Origin of the sequence: Escherichia sp. WS547 (assembly GCF_046486065.1) — a bacterium.
Lineage (GTDB): Bacteria > Pseudomonadota > Gammaproteobacteria > Enterobacterales > Enterobacteriaceae > Escherichia > Escherichia coli.
This window is the reverse complement of record NZ_JBJQMA010000001.1, coordinates 22903-39646: the sequence shown is the minus strand read 5'-3', so window position 1 is coordinate 39646 and position 16744 is coordinate 22903. Positions and strand designations below refer to the sequence as shown.

General features: G+C 50.5%; 17 protein-coding genes. 8 read left to right on the top strand and 9 right to left on the bottom strand.

What is annotated here, in order from left to right; all coding sequences use genetic code 11:
• The first annotated feature begins 27 nt into the window (after window positions 1–27).
• The 4 genes from galS (at window position 28) to mglC (ending at window position 4953) form a co-directional block, all read left to right on the top strand.
• Window positions 28–1068, top strand: a complete 1041-nt coding sequence (gene galS / locus ACJHWK_RS00175) for an HTH-type transcriptional regulator GalS (protein ID WP_001520851.1) — start codon at window positions 28–30, stop codon at window positions 1066–1068.
• A gap of 279 nt (window positions 1069–1347) precedes the next feature.
• On the top strand, window positions 1348–2346 hold the full coding sequence (gene mglB / locus ACJHWK_RS00170) for a galactose/glucose ABC transporter substrate-binding protein MglB (RefSeq protein WP_001036964.1): 999 nt from the start codon (window positions 1348–1350) through the stop codon (window positions 2344–2346).
• A gap of 60 nt (window positions 2347–2406) precedes the next feature.
• Window positions 2407–3927, top strand: a complete 1521-nt coding sequence (mglA, locus tag ACJHWK_RS00165; RefSeq protein ID WP_000255032.1) for a galactose/methyl galactoside ABC transporter ATP-binding protein MglA — start codon at window positions 2407–2409, stop codon at window positions 3925–3927.
• Window positions 3928–3942: 15 nt separating this feature from the next.
• Window positions 3943–4953, top strand: coding sequence for a galactose/methyl galactoside ABC transporter permease MglC (gene mglC / locus ACJHWK_RS00160; RefSeq protein WP_001275118.1), 1011 nt, complete (start codon window positions 3943–3945; stop codon window positions 4951–4953).
• 70 nt (window positions 4954–5023) lie between these two features.
• On the opposite strand, the gene preA is transcribed toward mglC, so the two are convergent.
• From preA to ACJHWK_RS00125, 7 genes are all read right to left on the bottom strand, one after another.
• Window positions 5024–6259 (bottom strand): NAD-dependent dihydropyrimidine dehydrogenase subunit PreA, encoded by a 1236-nt coding sequence (gene preA / locus ACJHWK_RS00155; protein ID WP_000956064.1) that lies wholly within the window; start codon window positions 6257–6259, stop codon window positions 5024–5026.
• A complete protein-coding gene (gene preT / locus ACJHWK_RS00150) occupies window positions 6253–7491 on the bottom strand; it encodes an NAD-dependent dihydropyrimidine dehydrogenase subunit PreT (protein ID WP_001136378.1) in 1239 nt (412 codons plus the stop codon). The genes preA and preT overlap by 7 nt, the downstream gene beginning before the upstream one ends.
• Before the next feature lie 318 nt (window positions 7492–7809).
• Window positions 7810–8049 carry a DUF2542 family protein gene (locus ACJHWK_RS00145; protein ID WP_000383045.1) on the bottom strand — a complete coding sequence of 80 codons (240 nt, stop codon included), beginning with the start codon at window positions 8047–8049 and terminating at the stop codon, window positions 7810–7812.
• Window positions 8050–8051: 2 nt separating this feature from the next.
• The gene (gene sanA, locus ACJHWK_RS00140; protein ID WP_000920064.1) at window positions 8052–8771 is read right to left on the bottom strand and encodes an outer membrane permeability protein SanA; all 720 of its coding nucleotides are present in this window, start codon (window positions 8769–8771) and stop codon (window positions 8052–8054) included.
• A 149-nt stretch (window positions 8772–8920) separates the two neighbouring features.
• Window positions 8921–9805: a cytidine deaminase gene (gene cdd / locus ACJHWK_RS00135; RefSeq protein ID WP_000553553.1), complete on the bottom strand. Its 885-nt coding sequence runs from the start codon at window positions 9803–9805 to the stop codon at window positions 8921–8923.
• Window positions 9806–9934: 129 nt separating this feature from the next.
• Complete coding sequence (locus ACJHWK_RS00130; protein WP_000968208.1) at window positions 9935–10630, bottom strand: CidB/LrgB family autolysis modulator; 696 nt, start codon at window positions 10628–10630, stop codon at window positions 9935–9937.
• Window positions 10627–11025 (bottom strand): CidA/LrgA family protein, encoded by a 399-nt coding sequence (locus ACJHWK_RS00125; protein ID WP_001295452.1) that lies wholly within the window; start codon window positions 11023–11025, stop codon window positions 10627–10629. Before ACJHWK_RS00125 ends, ACJHWK_RS00130 begins: the two co-directional genes overlap by 4 nt.
• A gap of 238 nt (window positions 11026–11263) precedes the next feature.
• Between ACJHWK_RS00125 and dusC the strand changes: the two genes are divergently transcribed.
• Window positions 11264–12211: a tRNA dihydrouridine(16) synthase DusC gene (gene dusC, locus ACJHWK_RS00120; RefSeq protein ID WP_001264849.1), complete on the top strand. Its 948-nt coding sequence runs from the start codon at window positions 11264–11266 to the stop codon at window positions 12209–12211.
• A 372-nt stretch (window positions 12212–12583) separates the two neighbouring features.
• On the opposite strand, the gene yohP is transcribed toward dusC, so the two are convergent.
• Entirely contained in the window at window positions 12584–12667 is an 84-nt protein-coding gene (gene yohP / locus ACJHWK_RS00115; RefSeq protein WP_000691708.1) for a small membrane protein YohP, read from the bottom strand.
• A 223-nt stretch (window positions 12668–12890) separates the two neighbouring features.
• Here yohP and mdtQ point away from each other — a divergent pair, with 223 nt between their 5' ends.
• A complete protein-coding gene (gene mdtQ, locus ACJHWK_RS00110; RefSeq protein WP_001078043.1) occupies window positions 12891–14327 on the top strand; it encodes a multidrug resistance outer membrane protein MdtQ in 1437 nt (478 codons plus the stop codon).
• A gap of 52 nt (window positions 14328–14379) precedes the next feature.
• Window positions 14380–15141 (top strand): SDR family oxidoreductase, encoded by a 762-nt coding sequence (locus ACJHWK_RS00105; RefSeq protein ID WP_000079537.1) that lies wholly within the window; start codon window positions 14380–14382, stop codon window positions 15139–15141.
• 129 nt (window positions 15142–15270) lie between these two features.
• Here ACJHWK_RS00105 and ACJHWK_RS00100 read toward each other — a convergent pair whose 3' ends face one another.
• Complete coding sequence (locus ACJHWK_RS00100) at window positions 15271–15849, bottom strand: DedA family protein (RefSeq protein ID WP_000365433.1); 579 nt, start codon at window positions 15847–15849, stop codon at window positions 15271–15273.
• A 169-nt stretch (window positions 15850–16018) separates the two neighbouring features.
• Here ACJHWK_RS00100 and ACJHWK_RS00095 point away from each other — a divergent pair, with 169 nt between their 5' ends.
• Entirely contained in the window at window positions 16019–16606 is a 588-nt protein-coding gene (locus ACJHWK_RS00095) for a Yip1 family protein (protein ID WP_001295454.1), read from the top strand.
• Window positions 16607–16744: the final 138 nt, after the last annotated feature.

Genomic DNA, 16744 nt, shown 5'->3' with positions numbered 1-16744 from the left:
ACTGCAATCTCATAACAGGTAGTGAATATGATCACCATTCGTGATGTAGCGCGTCAGGCTGGCGTCTCTGTGGCAACGGTTTCCCGAGTGCTCAATAACAGCACGCTGGTCAGTGCCGACACGCGTGAAGCAGTAATGAAAGCCGTTAGTGAGCTGGATTATCGACCAAATGCCAATGCCCAGGCGCTGGCAACTCAGGTTAGCGACACCATTGGCGTGGTGGTGATGGACGTTTCTGATGCGTTTTTCGGCGCGCTGGTAAAAGCGGTGGGTCTGGTCGCCCAGCAGCATCAGAAATACGTGCTAATCGGCAATAGCTATCATGAAGCGGAAAAAGAGCGTCACGCCATTGAGGTGTTAATTCGCCAGCGTTGTAATGCGTTGATTGTTCACTCAAAAGCATTGAGTGACGATGAACTGGCACAATTTATGGATAACATTCCCGGTATGGTGTTAATCAACCGCGTTGTGCCGGGGTACGCCCATCGTTGCGTTTGCCTGGATAATCTCAGCGGTGCCCGAATGGCGACGCGCATGTTGCTGAATAACGGTCATCAACGTATTGGTTATCTTTCTTCCAGTCACGGCATTGAAGATGACGCCATGCGTAAAGCAGGCTGGATGAGTGCGTTGAAAGAGCAGGATATTATTCCGCCGGAAAGCTGGATTGGCACTGGCACGCCGGACATGCCGGGCGGTGAGGCGGCGATGGTTGAACTGCTGGGGCGCAATCTACAACTTACCGCTGTATTTGCTTATAACGACAATATGGCCGCTGGCGCACTGACAGCATTAAAAGATAATGGCATTGCGATTCCGTTACATCTCTCAATCATCGGTTTCGATGATATTCCCATCGCCCGTTACACCGACCCGCAATTAACGACTGTGCGTTATCCCATTGCTTCAATGGCTAAATTAGCCACCGAACTGGCCTTGCAGGGGGCAGCAGGCAATATTGATCCGCGTGCCAGCCACTGTTTTATGCCGACGTTAGTGCGTCGCCATTCTGTCGCAACGCGCCAGAATGCGGCGGCGATCACTAACTCAACAAATCTGGCGATGTAACCGCTTTCAATCTGTGAGTGATTTCACAGTATCTTAACAATGTGATAGCTATGATTGCACCGTTTTAACGTTGTAACCCGTATGTAACAGTGAATAATCACTTTCACCGAGGTAATAGCGTCATAACAACAATTAAAGCCGTTTTCTGGAGCGTTACCGGGCATGGAAGAACGAATTTTAAAAAGTGAGCTTCGGCGTTCAGTAACACTTCATTAACTCTACTGCCCCGCCGAGCATTTATCTCAAGCACTACCCTGCATAAGAAAAACCGGAGATACCATGAATAAGAAGGTGTTAACCCTATCTGCTGTGATGGCCAGCATGTTATTCGGTGCCGCTGCACACGCTGCTGATACTCGCATTGGTGTAACAATCTATAAGTACGACGATAACTTTATGTCTGTAGTGCGCAAGGCTATTGAGCAAGATGCGAAAGCCGCGCCAGATGTTCAGCTGCTGATGAATGATTCTCAGAATGACCAGTCCAAGCAGAACGATCAGATCGACGTATTGCTGGCGAAAGGGGTGAAGGCACTGGCAATCAACCTGGTTGACCCGGCAGCTGCGGGTACGGTGATTGAGAAAGCGCGTGGGCAAAACGTGCCGGTGGTTTTCTTTAACAAAGAACCATCTCGTAAGGCGCTGGATAGCTACGACAAAGCCTACTACGTTGGCACTGACTCCAAAGAGTCCGGCATTATTCAGGGCGATTTGATTGCTAAACACTGGGCGGCGAATCAGGGTTGGGATCTGAACAAAGACGGTCAGATTCAGTTCGTACTGCTGAAAGGTGAGCCGGGCCATCCGGATGCAGAAGCACGTACCACTTACGTGATTAAAGAATTGAACGACAAAGGCATCAAAACTGAACAGTTACAGTTAGATACCGCTATGTGGGATACCGCTCAGGCGAAAGATAAGATGGACGCCTGGCTGTCTGGCCCGAACGCCAACAAAATCGAAGTGGTTATCGCCAACAACGATGCGATGGCAATGGGCGCGGTAGAAGCACTGAAAGCACACAACAAGTCCAGCATTCCGGTGTTTGGCGTCGATGCGCTGCCAGAAGCGCTGGCGCTGGTGAAATCCGGTGCACTGGCGGGCACCGTACTGAACGATGCTAACAACCAGGCGAAAGCGACCTTTGATTTGGCGAAAAACCTGGCCGATGGCAAAGGTGCGGCTGATGGCACCAACTGGAAAATCGACAACAAAGTGGTCCGCGTACCTTATGTTGGCGTAGATAAAGACAACCTGGCTGAATTCAGCAAGAAATAAGACTGATTGGGCGCAGTCGTTTACTGCGCCCTTATTGTATGGCCAACAAGGTAAAATTATATGGTCAGCTCAACGACTCCGTCTTCCGGGGAATACTTGTTGGAAATGAGCGGTATCAACAAGTCTTTTCCTGGTGTTAAGGCACTTGATAACGTTAATTTAAAAGTCCGGCCACATTCTATCCATGCATTAATGGGGGAAAACGGCGCAGGAAAATCAACATTATTAAAATGCCTGTTTGGTATTTATCAAAAAGACTCCGGCACCATTTTATTCCAGGGTAAAGAGATCGATTTCCATTCTGCAAAAGAAGCGCTGGAAAATGGTATTTCGATGGTACACCAGGAGTTAAACCTGGTATTACAACGTTCGGTGATGGATAACATGTGGCTGGGGCGATATCCCACCAAAGGCATGTTTGTCGATCAGGACAAAATGTACCGCGAAACCAAAGCGATTTTTGATGAACTGGATATTGATATCGATCCGCGTGCGCGCGTCGGCACATTATCCGTTTCGCAAATGCAGATGATCGAAATCGCCAAAGCGTTTTCCTATAACGCGAAAATTGTGATTATGGATGAACCGACTTCTTCGTTAACCGAAAAAGAGGTCAATCATCTGTTCACTATTATTCGTAAATTAAAAGAGCGCGGCTGCGGTATTGTTTATATCTCGCATAAAATGGAAGAAATCTTCCAGTTATGTGATGAAGTTACCGTATTGCGCGACGGTCAGTGGATCGCTACCGAACCGCTGGCAGGGCTGACGATGGACAAGATCATCGCCATGATGGTTGGGCGTTCTCTTAACCAGCGTTTCCCTGACAAAGAAAACAAGCCGGGCGAAGTGATTCTTGAAGTACGTAACCTGACGTCGCTGCGCCAGCCATCGATTCGCGATGTGTCGTTTGACCTGCATAAAGGGGAGATCCTCGGTATTGCCGGGCTGGTGGGGGCGAAACGTACCGATATTGTTGAGACGTTATTTGGTATTCGCGAGAAATCGGCTGGCACCATTACGTTGCACGGCAAAAAGATCAATAACCATAATGCCAATGAAGCCATAAACCACGGATTTGCTCTGGTAACTGAGGAGCGCCGCTCAACGGGAATTTATGCCTATCTGGATATCGGTTTTAACTCGTTAATTTCCAATATTCGCAACTACAAAAATAAAGTTGGTTTACTGGATAACTCGCGGATGAAAAGCGATACCCAGTGGGTGATTGATTCGATGCGGGTAAAAACGCCGGGTCATCGGACGCAAATTGGTTCGCTCTCCGGTGGTAATCAGCAAAAGGTGATTATTGGTCGCTGGCTACTAACGCAACCAGAAATATTAATGCTCGATGAACCGACGCGCGGTATTGATGTTGGAGCGAAGTTTGAAATTTATCAGTTAATTGCCGAGCTGGCGAAGAAAGGCAAGGGGATTATTATTATCTCCTCCGAAATGCCAGAGCTGTTAGGGATAACAGACCGTATTCTGGTCATGAGCAATGGTCTCGTTTCTGGAATTGTCGATACAAAAACAACAACGCAAAACGAAATTCTGCGTCTTGCGTCTTTGCACCTTTAAGATTAGGGGCTTCCCATGAGTGCGTTAAATAAGAAAAGTTTTCTTACTTACCTGAAAGAGGGCGGAATTTACGTCGTTCTTTTAGTTTTGCTGGCCATTATTATTTTCCAGGATCCAACATTTTTAAGTTTGTTGAACTTAAGTAATATTCTCACCCAGTCATCGGTGCGTATTATTATCGCGCTCGGCGTGGCAGGGTTAATTGTCACCCAGGGGACTGACCTTTCCGCAGGTCGCCAGGTGGGGCTGGCGGCAGTAGTAGCGGCGACGTTATTGCAGTCGATGGATAACGCCAACAAAGTGTTCCCGGAAATGGCGACGATGCCGATTGCGCTGGTTATTCTGATTGTCTGTGCCATTGGTGCGGTGATCGGTTTGATTAACGGCCTGATTATCGCTTATCTCAACGTGACGCCGTTCATTACCACGCTCGGCACGATGATCATCGTCTATGGCATCAACTCGCTCTATTACGACTTTGTCGGTGCGTCGCCAATTTCTGGTTTTGACAGTGGCTTCTCTACCTTTGCTCAGGGCTTTGTCGCGCTGGGGAGTTTCCGTCTCTCTTACATCACCTTCTACGCGTTGATTGCGGTGGCGTTCGTCTGGGTGTTGTGGAACAAAACCCGCTTCGGTAAGAACATTTTTGCCATTGGCGGTAACCCGGAAGCGGCAAAAGTATCTGGTGTCAACGTCGGCCTGAACCTGCTGATGATCTACGCGTTGTCTGGCGTGTTCTATGCCTTTGGCGGGATGTTAGAAGCCGGACGTATCGGCTCTGCCACCAACAACCTCGGCTTTATGTATGAGCTGGATGCTATCGCGGCGTGCGTGGTAGGCGGTGTATCGTTCAGCGGCGGTGTGGGGACGGTGATTGGCGTGGTGACCGGGGTAATTATCTTTACGGTCATTAACTATGGCCTGACGTACATCGGTGTAAACCCATACTGGCAGTACATCATCAAAGGGGCGATTATTATCTTCGCCGTAGCGCTGGATTCACTGAAATACGCGCGTAAGAAGTGATGTGATTGTGGGTATTGCCGGATGCGTCGCATCCGGCAATCGGTGCCAAATGCCGGATGCGTCGCTGGTTTTACAACGTTACCGGGTGTTCTTTCTCTCCCTTCTTAAACTTCACTTCTCCGAGATCAATACAACCCACCGGGCAGACGTGACCACAAAGCAGGCAACCAACACATTTCTCGGTATTACAATGCGGCGTGCGTGTTTTCTCGCTCCATTCCATCGCCTGGTGACCGCCGTCGTAACAGGAAATATAACAGCGTCCACAGCCAACACATTTATCGAGATTGATATGGGGATAGACAATATAACTGCGGTCTAAATCTTCCGCCGGGACAATATTGTTATTCGCCAGACCTACCATATCCTGCAACGAATCAAATCCCTGATCGGCGAGATAATGCGACAACCCGCTCGCCATATCTTCTACGATGCGATAGCCGTACTGCATAATGCCGGTGGTCACCTGCAACGTCGCTGCACCGAGCAATAAAAACTCTGCCGCATCTTCCCAGGTTTCGATACCGCCGATACCGCTGATCGGGAAATCGCGCAGCTCTGGATGGGTGCGCATTTGCTGAATAAAGCGCAGAGCGATCGGTTTTACCGCTTTACCGGAATATCCGGAAATACTCGATTTACCGTTAACGATCGGCATACCAATTTTCTGATTAAGATCGATATTGGTGATGGATTTAACGGTGTTAATCGCCGCAATGCCATCTGCGCCGCCGCGCTTCGCAGCCAGCGCCACTTCGCACATATCACCGATATTCGGCGTCATCTTCGCCAGCATCGGCAGCGTGGAACCACGTTTTACTGCCCGACAATATTTTTCTACCAGCTCCGGGCTTTGCCCGACATCGCTACCCATCGCATGAGAAGTCATTTGCGGACAGGAGAAGTTACACTCGATCATATCCGCGCCAGCTTCTTGCACCAGACGCGCCAGCTCTTCCCATTGCTGCTCATTTTCGCCCATGATCGAAGCGATCAATACTTTGTCCGGGTAATCTTCTTTCAGCCGACGCAGGGCGGCCAGATTCTCTTCCAACGGATGTTCAGCAATTTGCTCCATATTTTTGAAGCCGATAAAACCGGTATCTTCTTTCACCAGATGATCAAAACGCGGCGAGACTTCGTTGGCGATAAAAAAACCGATCGTTTTAAACACCACGCCACCCCAGCCTGTGTCGTAGGCTTTGGCACACATCTCATAGCAGTTGCCTACCGGCGAAGAAGAGAGGCAGAACGGGTTGGGAAACTTCACGCCGCAAAAGGTAATAGAAAGATCTTTCGTTAACATGAGCAAGCTCCCTCTAAATAATGATGAATCGCCCCGGCGGCTTCTTTCCCGGTTTTCACTGCATAGACCACGGTTTTGTCACCCTCAACAATATCGCCAGCAGCAAAGACTTGCGGGTCGCGGGTCTGGTAATTTTGTGTATTGATGGTGTTACGCTGCGGCTCTAACTCCGCAAAGGCATCCAGTCTGGCATGCTGACCGACGGCGAGAATAATTTTATCTGCCGCCATCGTCAGTTCGCCCGGTAACCGTACATGCTTAAACGTGACTTTATTGCCTTCCACGGCTACTGGCGTGAATCCATCAATGATCGAAACGCCCAGCTCCCGGGCGCTGGCAAACTCTTTTTCGCTTGCCGGAAACTCATCTAACTCTTCACGCGCTACGCAAGTTACTGCCTGACAGCCGAGAACTTTCAGCGTGCTGGCTACGTCCATCGCGACATCACCGCCGCCGATAATTAATGCGCTTTGTGGAATGCTGATATCGCCTTGCGCCTGTCGTGCACGTTGCAAGAAGTCGACGGCAATCTCAACGTCGCTATGCTCAAACAGTGGTAGCCCGGAACCGCTAGATAACCCCACGGTGACCAGTACCGCGCGGTTTTCCGCTTTCAGCTGCTCCAGGGTGAGTGTTTTACCGATTTCGTTATTGCACTTAATGGTCACGCCCATTTTTTCAATACGGGCGATTTCTGCATCCAGTACTGATTGCGGTAACCGGAATTGCGGAATGCCGTTACGCAACCAGCCACCGGGTTGTGCTTCTTTCTCATAGATCGTGACGTCATAACCCTGGTTTGTCAGTGTCACACTGGCCTGCAATCCGGCAGGACCCGCGCCAATAATGGCGACTTTGCCGAGCGTTTTAGTACCGGGCTGATAAATTTCCATCCCAGTTTGTTGTTCAAAATCAGTAACAAAACGCTGTAAGCGACCGATATCAATGGGAGTATCAACACCGGCACGGGTACAACCGCTTTGGCATAATTTCTCCGTCGGGCACACTCTGGCACAAACGGCACCGAGGGCATTATTTTCACGAATTGTCTCGGCAGCGCCTTTAAAATTACGAAAGTAGATTGAGCGAATAAATTTCCCCGGATCGGTCTGTGCCGGGCAAGCCTGACTACAGGGAGCGTCGTGACATAATAAGCAGCGAGAGGCTTCTTTAATCGCCAGTAACGGTGTAAAAGCCGGAGTGAGTTCATCCAGATAATTTTGTTGCGGCATGTGATCTTCCTTAATGCTATGAGTAATTAAGGCGAACGCTAAATATACTCGTCATACTTCAAGTTGCATGTGCTGCGTCTGCGTTCGCTCACCCCAGTCACTTACTTATGTAAGCTCCTGGGGACTCACTCACTTGTCGCCTTCCTGCAACTTGAATTATTTAGAGTATAAATATTGCGTGCTGATATTAAGGCTATGCGCGTGGGGAAATTTAAACTGTGAAAGGATTCACAAATAGCTGCGGTTCAGAATGTTATATCCGCAGCTTATTGAGTGAAGTAATAATTATTCTCAATAATTAACAGAAAAGAGAAAATATTAACGATAGAAAATAAGATAAACAATCATGCCGATAGATAAAATTCCGAAGCCGATATATGCCACCATATAAGCGAAGAAGAGTCCGGGATTTTTTGCTCGCCAGACATACACCGGTTCCGGTGCATTTTTAACCCGTTTATCAATCGCGCCTGCGCGCCAGCCTTTCCATGCTTCGCGGAAACAAAATATCGGAATGAGGAAAAAAACGGCAACGACAAAAAAATGCTGTACATCCATAACTACTTTCCTTGTTTCTTTTGTAATTCAAGTAACTGTTCGGGCGTGACGGCGGGATACCCCTGCGCATCTTCCGGCACCTGGTGCATAGCCGGAATAGGGACCAGCGGCCCTAAAAAACGCGGTTCACGTTTAAAAATATAAAGGTCAGCCAGCGCACCGAAACGGGCGGCAAATTCGCGAATACGTACTGACAGCATATCCTTCGGTGACGGTACGGCATAACACTGAGCCTGAATCCCCATATGCAGCGCAATAAATAATGCCCGCTCACAGTGGAAACGTTGGGTGATAATAATGAAATCATTAGTATCGAAAACTTTGCGTGTACGCACGATGGAATCCAGCGTACGAAAGCCTGCGTAATCGAGAACAATATCTGATGGGTCGACACCAGCAGCGATTAAATCTTTGCGCATGGTCATCGGCTCATTATAACTTTGCAATGCGTTATCGCCGCTCAGTAATAGATAATTTACCTTACCGCTGTTATAGGCATTAATCGCTCCTTGAATACGGTAGCGATAATACTGATTAATTACACCAGTACGATAATATTTTGCTGTGCCGAGCACCACACCGACCTGGCGGTAGGGGAGATCCTGCAATTCGTCGTAGATATAAGGCGCGGTTTTCCAGCTCATCCAGCGATCGAGGCCGAGCACAGTCAACAGCAGCAAGCCGATCAGGACTAACAGGCTGAGGAACACGCGCTTTAACATGCAGGAGACTCGATCTAAGGAAAATTTCCATCAGGCTACTTTACCCGCTGGTTTTGCGCAAGAAACGGCAAACTGTTTGCCGGGATTTTCGACACCAGGAGAGGGCTGGCAAGCCGGACAAGGCGTTCACGCCGCATCCGGCACCAGGCTTAAGCGAGAAGCACGCGGTCGATATTGTGACAGCCGAGAGCTTTCAGTGTTGCGGAGGTGGCATCCCACTGAATCAACGGCGCATCGGCTTTTTCTGCCAGAACCGCGCGCTGGATATCCGGGTAATCATAACCCTTGAGATTCAATAGAATTAACGCTCCCTGCAACGGTGGCAGAGTCGGGTTGAATGCGGCGTTTTCAGCGTAACTGCCGCTGAAAATACGACCGTCTTTACATTCCAGCGCGACACCGCTTGGCGACTTACTGTAAGGCATGTGCGAACGGTTTGCCGCCGCAATCGCTGCCTGAGAAAGCGCATCACCCGTCAGCGCATAGCCGTGATCCTGCTCGTCCATCAGCAGCGTTTTAATCTCCAGATCTTTCGGCCCAAAGGCATCCGGTAGATAGTCACGCAGCGCGTGTGCCTCGCGGCCCGGCAGATGAATACGCAGATCCAGACCGCTGTTTAGTTCATTCATAAACTGACGGCAGTGACCACAAGGCGTGTAGTTAACGGTGATGGCTGCAAGCGCTTTTTCACCACTCAACCAGGCGTGGCTGATCGCGCTTTGTTCGGCATGAACGGTTTGCTGCATTGTCGCACCAATAAATTCCATATTGGCACCAAAATACCAGGTTCCGCTCACACCGCGCGCAATTGCGCCAACATTAAAATTCGACAATGGCGTACGCGCACAGGCCGCCGCCAGCGGAAGTAGTGCGAATGCCAGCGCGTCTTCGTCCAGCCCCGTTGCGCTCTTTAGCGATGAGACTTGCTCCCCGGTCAACAAAGCGGGGAAGTACTTGTCTGCCAGAATAGGTTCCAGTGCAGATTGCAAGTTATCCGCAAGTTGGGCAAAAGCGGTTTGAAAACGTGGATGCATGGCGTTGCCTCATAATCATGTAATGGGATAACAGTTTACGAACCCGTTATGGCTTTATATGTGATCTGAATCTCATTAATTATGCAACGCGTGAAACTTACATCAAAAATGCGCGACGCATCGCAAATTTTAGCCCATTACTGCCAGAATAATCGGGAAAAGGAACGGTGCGATCAGCGAAGTAATAATCCCGCATAACACCAGTGCCAGCGAACTAAACGCACCTTCCTGATAATCCAGCTCGGCGCAGCGCGCCGTACCGAGGGCGTGCGAGGCAGTCCCCATTGCCAGACCGCGCGCAGCTTTGGTACGGATACGCATCGCATTAAGCAATGTATGGCCAAACACAGCGCCGAGGATGCCGACGAAAATCACGCAAACTGCGCTGATTGCCGGAATACCGCCAATACTGCCGCCAACCGCCATTGCAATAGGCGTGGTGACTGATTTCGGCAGGATTGACGCGGCGATTTCCGGTGAAGCGCCCATCAACAATGCCACGGAAGTCCCCGTCACCATCGCAACCACGCTGCCGATAAAACAGATGGTGATGATCGATTTCCAGCGCGCGCGGATCTGGTGTAGCTGCTCATATAAAGGATAGGCCAGCGCAACGACCGCCGGTTGCAGTAGATCGTTTAGCACTTCGCTACCTTTAAAGTAGCTGTCGTAAGAGATGCCGGTCAGCATTAAAAAAGGAATGATCACCACCATTGCTACCAGCAACGGGTTAAGCAAGGGAAACTTATACCGTGCCGCCAGTTTGCGGGCGGCAAAAAAGACAATCAATGTCAGCGGTAATGACCACCAGATATTCGCCATCATTCTTCTGATCCTTTCTGACCTACGACTTTACGTTCACCATGCACCAGTTGCGAACTCCAGCTCACCACCAGAAAAACCACCAGCGTACTGACTGCACAGGAAACCACTACCGGGCCAAACTGTGCGCGGAGCAAATCAAAATATTGCATGACGCCTACGCCAATCGGCACAAACAATAGCGCCATATAGCGAATCAGTACGTAGCACCCCGGATTGACCCATTTCGCCGGAAGAATTTGCAAGGCCAGCAGGACAAACAGGATCAGCATCCCGATGATGCTGCCCGGAATGGTTACCGGTAGCAGTGAAGCAATGAAAATGCCTGCATACAGGCAGGCATAAATCAGGACAAAAGCACGTAAATATTGCCAGATAATGTTCAGTGTCTTACTCATAATCAACACCCCAGATGAGATGGATTCATCATACAATTAATTCGTAAAACGTGCTACCGATCACATTAAGAAATCAGCGCTTATTTTTTCGCTCCCGGGCATTACGCAATGAGCAGCGAACTCAGGCATACATCAAGAATAGAGAGGGATTGCAGTTTGCAGCAATCCCTCTTTGCAGACCTTTAATCCGTTGACTATAGGCGCTAACATAGCGCCTCATTTTTTTGCGGGTGATGATATGCGTGTGTTACTGGCACCGATGGAGGGAGTGCTTGACTCTCTGGTGCGTGAATTGCTGACCGAAGTTAACGACTACGATCTGTGCATCACCGAGTTTGTCCGCGTGGTGGATCAACTGCTGCCAATAAAAGTCTTTCATCGCATTTGCCCTGAGCTACAAAATGCCAGCCGGACACCTTCCGGTACGCTGGTGCGCGTGCAGTTGTTAGGTCAGTTCCCACAATGGCTGGCAGAGAACGCCGCCCGTGCGGTGGAGTTAGGTTCCTGGGGCGTGGATCTCAATTGCGGCTGCCCGTCGAAAACGGTTAACGGTAGCGGCGGTGGGGCGACGTTACTCAAAGATCCTGAACTCATCTACCAGGGGGCAAAAGCGATGCGTGAAGCTGTACCAGCGCATTTGCCCGTCAGCGTAAAAGTGCGTCTGGGCTGGGACAGCGGTGAGAAGAAATTTGAAATCGCCGACGCGGTGCAACAGGCTGGCGCTACGGAGCTGGTGGTGCATGGGCGGACGAAAGAGCAGGGTTACCGCGCGGAGCATATTGACTGGCAGGCGATTGGCGATATTCGCCAGCGGCTGAATATTCCGGTGATTGCCAACGGTGAAATCTGGGACTGGCAGAGCGCGCAACAATGCATGGCGATCAGCGGCTGCGACGCAGTGATGATTGGTCGCGGGGCGCTCAATATTCCCAACCTGAGCCGTGTGGTAAAATATAACGAACCGCGAATGCCGTGGCCGGAGGTGGTTGCTTTGCTGCAAAAATATACCCGTCTGGAAAAGCAGGGCGATACCGGGTTATATCACGTAGCGCGGATTAAACAGTGGTTGAGTTATTTGCGTAAAGAATACGATGAAGCAACGGAATTATTTCAGCATGTTCGGGTGTTGAATAATTCCCATGATATTGCAAGGGCTATTCAGGCAATTGATATCGAGAAACTCTAAGAAACCATAGTGATGTTTTTTGACAATGTGTTAGCTCTTTATCAATAGGCCGCACGGTTGTTTGGTGGCGTCAAAATCGCCGAGGCGTTCCCTGAAGGCCGGGGCAGCCCACATGGATGTGGGCTGAGGGCGCGTTTTACAGGGATGTTACCTCGCGCCCGACCCGGTAGCCGTAAGGGATAAGCCGAGGGCACCGCGCAGCGGCGATTTTGTTCGCCAGAGCCCGGGGGTGCAGGGGGCGGCGGCGATTGGTCGCCCCCTGCGCGCTCCTTGCGCCAGTGATTATATGAAGCAATGCACATGACAGGAGCGCAACAGGATGAGAGACTGAAATATTCTCGTTATTTTCGGATCTGATGACATTAATTAATTTTAAAATATCATCTTAAATACGCCAGTCACCACCAGTAGCCCAATCAGGAAAATAATCAATACAGCCCAGAGTATAATTTTCATTGGCGTTCCTTTATTTGTGAGTGCTGAATAAGTATAGGAAAAAACGAAGCCCTTTGCCGCTATCCATAAACGATTAAGATAAATCGGAAGATATCATTCACTTAGTGTATATTTTTCTGGATATGTCGTTTTATTGCCACTGATGTATTGCCACGCGAAACTAAAAAATATATCGCAACACACGGTAATCTCCGCGCACCTTTTCTTACCTGATTATTCCCCCATGAATCGTGATTTTTTTTATCCAGCCATCGCCTGTTTTCCGCTGTTACTGATGCTGACCGGGTGTGCGCCTATGCATGAAACCCGCCAGGCGTTAAGCCAGCAAACGCCCGCTGCACAAGTTGACACCGCATTACCCACGGCGCTGAAAAATGGTTGGCCAGACAGCCAATGGTGGCTGGAGTATCACGATAATCAACTCACTTCCTTAATTAATAACGCACTACAGAGCGCACCGGATATGCAGGTGGCTGAACAGCGCATTCAGCTGGCTGAAGCCCAGGCGAAGGCAATTGCCACTCAGGATGGTCCGCAGATCGACTTTTCTGCGGATATGGAGCGGCAAAAAATGTCTGCAGAAGGGTTAATGGGGCCGTTTGCTCTGAACGATCCTGCCGCAGGTACGACCGGTCCGTGGTACACCAACGGTACTTTTGGCTTAACGGCGGGCTGGCATCTCGATATCTGGGGAAAGAATCGGGCGGAGGTTACTGCTCGCCTGGGTACGGTTAAAGCACGGGCGGCGGAACGCGAGCAAACCCGCCAATTGCTGGCTGGCAGCGTAGCCCGTCTGTACTGGGAGTGGCAAACCCAGGCGGCGTTAAACACGGTCTTACAGCAAATCGAAAAAGAGCAGAACACTATTATCGCCACCGATCGCCAGCTATATCAGAACGGGATTACTTCTTCAGTTGAAGGTGTGGAAACCGATATTAATGCCAGCAAAACCCGGCAGCAGCTCAACGATGTCGCGGGGAAAATGAAAATTATTGAGGCACGGTTAAGCGCACTTACAAATCACCAGACAAAGGCATTGAAGCTTAATCCGGTCGCGTTGCCGAAAGTGGCAAGCCAGCTTCCTGATGAACTGGGGTACTCCTTACTGGCCCGGCGGGCAGATTTGCAGGCGGCGCACTGGTACGTTGAGTCATCGTTAAGCACTATTGATGCGGCAAAAGCGGCATTTTATCCTGACATCAACCTGATGGCCTTCCTGCAACAGGATGCGTTGCACTTAAGCGATCTGTTCCGTCATTCCGCGCAGCAAATGGGCGTTACGGCAGGCCTGACGCTACCCATTTTCGATAGTGGTCGTCTTAACGCCAACCTCGATATCGCAAAAGCCGAAAGCAACTTGTCTATCGCCAGCTACAACAAAGCGGTGGTTGAAGCGGTGAATGACGTGGCGCAGGCAGCCAGTCAGGTTCAGACACTGGCGGAGAAAAACCAGCATCAGGCGCAAATTGAGCGCGATGCCTTGCGTGTAGTAGGTCTTGCGCAGGCGCGCTTTAACGCGGGCCTCATTGCGGGTTCCCGGGTCAGCGAAGCCAGAATCCCCGCGCTGCGTGAGCGGGCCAATGGCCTGTTATTGCAAGGGCAGTGGCTGGATGCCTCCATTCAACTCACTGGTGCGTTGGGCGGGGGTTACAAACGCTGATGATATGCGCCTTCTATACTTAACGTTTATTCAGCGTTAAGTGGAGAACTCGATGGCACAGGTTGCGATTATTACCGCTTCCGATTCGGGGATCGGCAAAGAGTGCGCGTTATTACTGGCGCAGCAGGGGTTTGATATTGGTATTACCTGGCACTCAGATGAAGAAGGGGCAAAAGATACCGCGCGTGAGGTAGTTAGCCACGGCGTACGTGCGGAGATCGTGCAGCTGGATCTCGGCAATCTACCAGAAGGGGCACTGGCGCTGGAGAAACTCATTCAACGGCTGGGGCGTATTGATGTGCTGGTGAATAATGCGGGTGCAATGACCAAAGCGCCGTTTCTTGATATGGCTTTCGATGAGTGGCGCAAGATTTTTACCGTTGATGTCGATGGTGCATTTTTATGCTCGCAAATTGCTGCCCGCCAGATGGTGAAACAAGGGCAGGGTGGTCGCATCATCAACATTACGTCGGTGCATGAACATACGCCGTTGCCGGATGCCAGCGCCTACACAGCCGCTAAACATGCGCTCGGCGGGTTAACCAAAGCGATGGCGCTGGAGCTGGTCAGGCATAAGATTTTGGTGAATGCGGTTGCACCTGGGGCGATCGCCACGCCAATGAACGGCATGGATGATGGCGACGTGAAGCCCGGCGCGGAGCCTTCGATTCCCTTGCGGCGTTTTGGCGCAACGCATGAGATTGCCAGCCTGGTGGTGTGGCTTTGTTCGGAGGGCGCAAATTACACCACTGGGCAGTCGTTGATAGTGGATGGCGGCTTTATGCTGGCGAATCCGCAGTTCAACCCAGAATAGCGCAGTGAGGTGCGTGGTTATTTCAATGGGTAATATTTGGGTAGGCATGATAAGACGCACAAGCGTCGCATCAGGCATGGTGCACCGGATGTCGGATGCGGCGCGAACGCCTTATCCTAGGCAATGGTTTTACGCCTGATTATCCGGCTTTTTCTTCCCGCGTCGTTTCAGCCACCAGCGCACGCCTACCACCAGAACCACGACCAGAATCAACCAGACCCAGTGCTTCAAATGCTGGTCGAGATTGTGCAACCACGGCGCAATCACCTGACCACCAGCGTAACCGATAGTGGTAAAAATCAACGCCCAGGCAAATGCGCCAAGGATATTCAGTGGCAGAAAGATTTTCGGCGGCAGCTGGCTGGCACCAATCAGCGTCGGGCCAATCACCCTAAAGCCATACATAAAACGCGTACCAATGACAAACAGATACGGATGGCGTTGGATAAGTTTCTGCGCCCGCTCAATTTTATCCTGATGTTTCGAGAAACGGCGTAACAGCTTGCCGCCAAACCGCCGCCCGCACAGATAAAGCACCTGGTCGCCAATCATGCCGCCAAGCGCCACAGAAAGTACCACCAGCGGGAACTTTAATAGCCCCTGATGTGCCGCAACGCCTCCCAGCAAAGTCACGGTTTCACCTTCCGCCAGGCTACCGATCACCAGCGCGGCATAACCATATTGTGAGATGAGTGTATTGAGATCCATAGGCCAGTCTGTCTCCCTTTAGTTGCCTGTAAGCATACACCCTGTGAATAGTTCACGCTGAAAAAGGACGTACATCAGACGGTGCAAATTATATGAGCGAACAAAAAATAATCACAAGCTGGCTTATACTTGAACTGTCAGGTTCATGAACTCACAACAAGGGGGCGGTATGAGCCATGTCTGGGGACTGTTTTCCCATCCCGATCGTGAAATGCAGGTGATTAATCGTGAAAACGAAACGATTTCTCATCACTACACCCACCACGTTTTGCTGATGGCGGCGATTCCGGTGATTTGCGCCTTCATTGGCACTACACAGATTGGCTGGAATTTTGGCGATGGCACTATTCTGAAGTTATCCTGGTTTACCGGACTGGCGCTGGCTGTCTTGTTTTACGGCGTTATGCTGGCTGGGGTCGCGGTGATGGGGCGGGTCATCTGGTGGATGGCGCGCAATTACCCACAGCGTCCGTCACTTGCGCACTGCATGGTCTTCGCGGGCTACGTTGCAACTCCGCTGTTTTTAAGCGGTCTGGTGGCGCTTTATCCGCTGGTCTGGTTGTGTGCGCTGGTCGGCACGGTGGCGCTGTTTTACACCGGCTACCTGCTTTATCTCGGTATTCCGAGCTTCCTGAATATCAACAAAGAGGAAGGCCTTAGCTTCTCCAGTTCGACGCTGGCGATAGGCGTGCTGGTGCTGGAAGTGCTGCTCGCCCTTACCGTTATACTATGGGGTTACGGTTATCGTTTGTTCTAGAAAGTTCTTTTGTGTTGCATTGCTGGCGTAAATGTCAGCAATGCAGCATTTCCTCACGATTCTCCTTTGACGATCGCACTTTTTGCTCGTTATGATGGCGTCGCTAGCCTCAGTAAATCCTTACTCCGGCGGTGCGCA

Coding starts and splice junctions, on each gene's coding strand:
- preA (WP_000956064.1), bottom strand. CDS start 6,259: ATGTTAACGAAAGATCTTTCTATTACCTTTTGCGGCGTGAAGTTTCCC.
- cdd (WP_000553553.1), bottom strand. CDS start 9,805: ATGCATCCACGTTTTCAAACCGCTTTTGCCCAACTTGCGGATAACTTG.
- mdtQ (WP_001078043.1), top strand. CDS start 12,891: ATGAATCGTGATTTTTTTTATCCAGCCATCGCCTGTTTTCCGCTGTTA.
- galS (WP_001520851.1), top strand. CDS start 28: ATGATCACCATTCGTGATGTAGCGCGTCAGGCTGGCGTCTCTGTGGCA.
- mglC (WP_001275118.1), top strand. CDS start 3,943: ATGAGTGCGTTAAATAAGAAAAGTTTTCTTACTTACCTGAAAGAGGGC.
- sanA (WP_000920064.1), bottom strand. CDS start 8,771: ATGTTAAAGCGCGTGTTCCTCAGCCTGTTAGTCCTGATCGGCTTGCTG.
- ACJHWK_RS00105 (WP_000079537.1), top strand. CDS start 14,380: ATGGCACAGGTTGCGATTATTACCGCTTCCGATTCGGGGATCGGCAAA.
- ACJHWK_RS00145 (WP_000383045.1), bottom strand. CDS start 8,049: ATGGATGTACAGCATTTTTTTGTCGTTGCCGTTTTTTTCCTCATTCCG.
- ACJHWK_RS00125 (WP_001295452.1), bottom strand. CDS start 11,025: ATGAGTAAGACACTGAACATTATCTGGCAATATTTACGTGCTTTTGTC.
- mglB (WP_001036964.1), top strand. CDS start 1,348: ATGAATAAGAAGGTGTTAACCCTATCTGCTGTGATGGCCAGCATGTTA.
- ACJHWK_RS00130 (WP_000968208.1), bottom strand. CDS start 10,630: ATGATGGCGAATATCTGGTGGTCATTACCGCTGACATTGATTGTCTTT.
- dusC (WP_001264849.1), top strand. CDS start 11,264: ATGCGTGTGTTACTGGCACCGATGGAGGGAGTGCTTGACTCTCTGGTG.
- mglA (WP_000255032.1), top strand. CDS start 2,407: ATGGTCAGCTCAACGACTCCGTCTTCCGGGGAATACTTGTTGGAAATG.
- yohP (WP_000691708.1), bottom strand. CDS start 12,667: ATGAAAATTATACTCTGGGCTGTATTGATTATTTTCCTGATTGGGCTA.
- ACJHWK_RS00100 (WP_000365433.1), bottom strand. CDS start 15,849: ATGGATCTCAATACACTCATCTCACAATATGGTTATGCCGCGCTGGTG.
- ACJHWK_RS00095 (WP_001295454.1), top strand. CDS start 16,019: ATGAGCCATGTCTGGGGACTGTTTTCCCATCCCGATCGTGAAATGCAG.
- preT (WP_001136378.1), bottom strand. CDS start 7,491: ATGCCGCAACAAAATTATCTGGATGAACTCACTCCGGCTTTTACACCG.